Source organism: Mesorhizobium sp. M4A.F.Ca.ET.050.02.1.1 (assembly GCF_003997725.1).
Classification (GTDB): Bacteria; Pseudomonadota; Alphaproteobacteria; order Rhizobiales; family Rhizobiaceae; genus Mesorhizobium.
Genome location: NZ_RZSG01000409.1, coordinates 1 through 5,382, shown reverse-complemented (window position 1 = coordinate 5,382; position 5,382 = coordinate 1). Strand labels below are relative to the sequence as shown.

Below are 5,382 nucleotides of genomic sequence, written 5' to 3'. Positions count from 1 at the left end.
TCCGGCTAACTGCCTGATAGAGATCGAGCTGCACTTGGCCGTCGATCTGGTTGTCGAGCGCGTCGATCTCGCGATAGAGCGCCGGCAGCGCGAAGCCGTCGCGCACCACGGCAAAGGTGCGCACCACGTCGGCGGCGGTGCGTCCGGTGGCCTCCTGCAGCCGGTTCACGAAGGACGGTCCGCCGCGATTGACGAGGTCGTTGGCGACCACGCGGGCGATGATCTCGCGGCGCAGCCGGTGGCCGTCGATCTCGGCGGCGTATTTCTTCGCCATCCGGTCCGGGAAATAGCCAAGCAGATCGCGCTCGAAATGCGGATCGTCAGGCACGTCGCTGGCGACGATGTCGGAGAACAGCACGATCTTGGCATAGGCCAGCAGCACACCGAGTTCGGCCCGGGTCAACGGCTCGCCACGCGCCTCGCGCTCGGCAAGGGCCGCCGGGGATGGCAGCGTCTCGACCGCACGGTTGAGCAGGCCCCGCGCCTCCAGCGCCGTCATGAAGCGGCTCTGATGCGCGATGTCGGCCAGCCCACGCTTGCGGGCGATCGAGAGCGCCAGCGTCTGCTGGTAGTTGTTGGACAGCACCAGCCCGCCGACCTCGCCGGTCATCTCCGAGAGCAATTTGTTGCGCGCCGGCCGGGCTAGCTGGCCTTTGCGCATGGCCGATGCCAGCGCGATCTTGATGTTGACCTCGACGTCGGAGCAGTTGACGCCGGCGGAATTGTCGATGGCGTCGGAATTACAGCGGCCGCCGGCAAGCCCGAATTCGATGCGTGCCCGCTGCGTGACGCCGAGATTGGCGCCCTCGCCGATGACTTTGGCGCGCACGTCGAGCGCGGTGACGCGGATGGCGTCGTTGGCGCGGTCGCCGACATCGGCGTTGGTTTCGGTCGAAGCCCTGAGATAGGTGCCGATGCCGCCGAACCACAGCAGGTCGACAGGCGCCTTGAGGATGGCATTCATGATCTCGACTGGCGTCGCGGTGGTCTTGCCAAGCCCGATCGCGGCGGCGGCCGCCGGTGGCAGCGTGATCGACTTCTGATTGCGCGAGACGATGACGCCGCCTTGCGACAGTTTCGACTTGTCGTAGTCCTGCCAGGACGAGCGTGGCAGCGCGAACATGCGCTCCCGCTCGGCCATCGACGCCGCCATGTCCGGATCGGGATCGATGAAGATGTCGCGATGGTCGAAGGCGGCGATCAGCCGCGTCTGCGGCGACAACAGCATCCCGTTGCCGAACACGTCGCCCGACATGTCGCCGACTCCGACGACGGTGAAGGGCGAGGTCTGGATGTCGCGGTTCATCTCGCTGAAGTGCCGCTTGACCGCTTCCCAGGCGCCTTTGGCGGTGATGCCCATCTTCTTGTGGTCGTAGCCGGCCGAGCCGCCGCTGGCGAAGGCATCGTCCAGCCAGAAGCCGTGCTTCTCGGAGATCGCGTTGGCGGTGTCGGAGAAGGTCGCCGTGCCCTTGTCGGCGGCGACGACGAAATAGGGATCGTCAGGATCGCGCCGGACCACGCCGGCCGGCGGGATGACGCCGTCTATGCCGATATTGTCAGTGATCGACAAAAGGCTGGAGACATAGTTTTTGTAGGCCGAGGTGCCGGCCTCGAAGATGGCGTCGCGGCTGCCGCCGACGGGCAGACGCTTCGGATAGAAACCGCCCTTGGCGCCGACCGGCACGATGACGGCGTTCTTGACCTGTTGCGCCTTGACCAGGCCCAGCACCTCGGTGCGGTAGTCCTGGGCGCGGTCCGACCAGCGCAGGCCACCACGTGCGACCGGGCCGAAGCGCAGATGCACGCCCTCGACCTCGGAACCATAGACGAAGATCTCGCGCCACGGCCGCGGCGCCGGCAAGCCGTCGACCGCCTGCGAATCGAGCTTGATCGCCAGCGACTGCCCTCGCTCCTTCGTTCCGGCAACGAAATGATTGGTGCGCAGCGACGCTTCGATTAGATTGAGGTAGCGGCGGATGATGGTGTCGTCATCGATATTGGGCACCTCCTCCAGCGCATCCTTGATCTTGGCCTTGAGATGCTTGGCCGCCACCACGCCTTCCGTGTCGGCCGCCGGCCCGAGGCGGGCGACGAACAGCGCATGCAGGCCGCGCGCGATGTCGGGATAGCGGTTGAGCGCGGCTGCGATGAAATCCTGGCTCTGCGGAATGCCGGCCTGCTGCAGGTAGCGCCCATAGGCGCGCAGGATGGTGATCTCGCCCGACCACAGGCCGGCCGTCTGGGCAAGGCCATTGTAGCCGTCATTGTCGACGTCGCCGCGCCAGACCGACAGGAACGCATCCTCGAAAAGCCCGCCGCCGCCGGAAAGGTCGATCGGCTTACCGTAGCTGTTCTCCAGCTCCATGTCGTGGATGAAGACCATGCTGGACGGGTCCTCGCCGACCTCGAATGTGCGCTCGCTGATGACGCGGAAGCCGATGTTCTCCAGAACCGGCACCCGCCGCGACAGCGCCACCGGGCTGCCGTGGTGATAGATCTTCAGCGCCGCCTGATTCGGCTTCTGATCGGCGTGGCGGTAGTAGTCGATAGCTATCGGATTGGCCGCGCTGATTTTGGCGATGCGCCCGGCATCGGCCAGTGCCACCGCCGGAGAGAAGCTGTCGCGGTAGCTTTCGGAGAAGCGCGCTGCGATTGCCGTCAGCGCTCTCTCCGTGCCGGTTTCGGCCGCGGTCTCGCGCAGCGCATCGTCCCAGGTGCGCACGATGTCGCGGATCGCCGCCTCGATCGTTGCCTGCTCGACCTTCGGCGTCTTGCCGCCGGAGCGGCCGATGATGAAGTGGACGCGCGCCAGCCCGCCCTCGGGGAAGGCCGGATAGTAGGCCGACAGCCGGCCCGCGAAGACGGTCTTGAGGTAGGTGCCGATCTTCTCGCGCGCGACGCTGTCGTAGCGGTCGCGCGGCACGAAGACGAGGATCGAGACGAAACGGTCGAACTGGTCGACGCGCACCAGTGCCCTGACGCGCGGCCGCTCGATCAGGCCGAGGATCGCCTCGGCATGCTTCCTCAAGATCGGCACCGGGACCTGGAACAGCTCGTCGCGCGGGTAGCTTTCCAGCACGTTGATCAGCGCCTTGCCGGAATGGTCGTTCGGATTGAAGCCGGATTTGGCGATGATGGTCTCGGCCTTGGAACGCAGATAGGGGATCTTCATCACCGAGCGCGTGTAGGCGGTCGAGGTGAACAGGCCGACGATGCGCAATTCGCCGGAAAGCGTGCCCTTGGCGGTGTAGGTCTTGACGCCGATGTAGTCGAGATAGATGCGCCGGTGCACCGCAGACTTGGCGTTGGCCTTGGTGACGATCAGTGGCTCCGGCCCATGCAGGAAGGCGCGGATTTCGGGCGTCGTCGTCACCGCTTCGGTACCACGCCTCAGCACCAGAACATCCGGGTCGGAGAGGATGCCGAGCCCTGGCTTGTCGGCGCGCTCCAGCGTGCCGCTCTTTTCGCCGCCGGTGTATTTGAACTCGCGCATGCCGAGGAAGGTGAAATTGTCGTCGCGCAGCCATTCGAGGAAGGCAATCGCCTCGGTGACATGCGCCTTGTCGAGCGGCACCGGCGCGTAGCGGAATTCCGAGATCGCCTGGTCGAGGCGGGCAAGCATCGGCTTCCAGTCGGTGACGGCGGCGCGCACCTGGACCAGCAGCTTCTTCAAATGCCCGGCCAGCGCGTCGGCCAGTTCGGCGGAAAGGCGCCCGATGTGGACATGCACGACGCTCAGCCGGTCGTGGCTGCCGTCGTCCTTGGCGTATCCGCCATCGCCGAGGATCTCCTCCACGCCGCCCTTGCCGTGCCTGACGGCGACGACGGGATGGGTGACCAGCAACGGCTCGCCGGCGGTCTCGGTGATCTCACCGAGGATGGAATCGAACAGGAACGGCATGTTGTCGTTGACGACGGTGATCACCGTCACCGGCCGGCCCTGGCGCGCCACGCCGGACTCGGTGTCGATGGCGACGATCGAGTCGCCCTTCTTGTGCCTGGCGATGGCGCGGCCGGCGAGGTCGGCGGCGCGCTCGAGGTCGGCGACCTCATAGGCAGCGACGTCTTCCGCCGGCGCGCGAGCCAGAAGGTAGTCGGCAAGCCGGCCTGGTCTCTCGCCGCCCTTCGCCGCGCCTCCCTTTGCTGGAACCGTCTTTTTCGGCTGGCTTGCGGTTTTGAGGCTGGCCATGATGCGAAGTCCCTCCCGTCACATGCTTTTGCGATTATGGTAGCAGATGACCGCCATTTGGCGACAAAGGTTTGACGGCTTGCAAAGATTCTTCGGGATTTTGATCGCAAATCGGCAGCGAATGAGAAGGACGAGCCCAATGAGCGCCAGGAAGACCGCCAAAACCACCGGCAAGATCACCGCGCTCGACCTCGCCCAGGCTGAACTCAGCGAGGCGACGAAAGCCTATTTCGTCAAATGCGAGGAAAAGCTCGGCCTGGTGCCCAATGTGCTGAAAGCCTATGCCTTCGACGAGAAGAAGCTGCGCGCCTTCACCGACATGTACAACGATTTGATGCTGGGCGAGTCCGGCCTGTCGAAGCTGGAGCGCGAGATGATCGCCGTCGTCGTCTCCTCGATCAACCATTGCTACTATTGCCTGACCGCGCATGGCGCGGCGGTGCGCCAGCTTTCGGGCGATCCTTCCCTCGGCGAGATGATGGCGATGAATTTCCGCGCCGCCGACCTCTCACCCAAGCAGACCGCGATGCTCGAATTCGCCGTCAAGCTGACGGAGGAACCGGCGAAGATCATCGAGGCGGACCGCGCCGCCTTGCGCAAGGCCGGCTTTTCCGACCGCGACATCTGGGACATCGCCTCGACCGCCGCCTTCTTCAACATGTCGAACCGCGTGGCCGCGGCCGTCGACATGCGACCGAACGATGAATACCACGCCATGGCAAGATAGCCGGGCTGGTCACCTCAGTTATTGGCATCGCGCATTCGCATTGCTTCTTCGCTGTTTTGGTCCGATGATCAACGATTGCGGCATAGCCGCATGTCGCTAGCGGCACGGCCGCATGCCGGTTCGCTGCCGCCGATCAAGGGAGGAGAACATGGCGAAGTTTCTCTATGTCTATCACGGCTCCGGCAAGATGCCGACCGACGAAGCCGAGCGGAAGGCGGCGATGGATGCCTGGAACGGCTGGTACGGCAAGCTCGGCTCGGCCGTGGTCGACGGCGGCAATCCGGTCGGCATGTCGAAAACGGTGCTGCCCAGCGGCAAGGTCGAGAACAATGGCGGCAGCAATCCGACCGCCGGCTACACCGTCGTCGAAGCCAGGGATATCGACGATGCCGTCGCCAAAGCCAAGGATTGCCCGATCCTGATGAATCCCGCCTTCAGCGTCGAGATCGCGCCTATCATCGAGATG

General features: G+C 64.9%; 3 protein-coding genes. 2 read left to right on the top strand and 1 reads right to left on the bottom strand.

Annotation, left to right across the window (positions count from 1 at the left end; genetic code table 11):
• On the bottom strand, positions 1 to 4,189 hold a 4,189-nt coding region (locus EOA33_RS22995; protein WP_145989244.1), incomplete at its 3' end, for an NAD-glutamate dehydrogenase.
• 139 nt (positions 4,190 to 4,328) lie between these two features.
• On the opposite strand from EOA33_RS22995, the gene EOA33_RS22990 reads away from it, so the two are divergent.
• Positions 4,329 to 4,916 (top strand): peroxidase-related enzyme, encoded by a 588-nt coding sequence (locus tag EOA33_RS22990; RefSeq protein WP_127406666.1) that lies wholly within the window; start codon positions 4,329 to 4,331, stop codon positions 4,914 to 4,916.
• Between the two features lie 148 nt (positions 4,917 to 5,064).
• Positions 5,065 to 5,382, top strand: a 318-nt coding sequence (locus EOA33_RS22985; protein WP_127406665.1) for a YciI family protein, incomplete at its 3' end; no start/stop codon positions are given.

Coding starts and splice junctions, on each gene's coding strand:
- EOA33_RS22990 (WP_127406666.1), top strand. CDS start 4,329: ATGAGCGCCAGGAAGACCGCCAAAACCACCGGCAAGATCACCGCGCTC.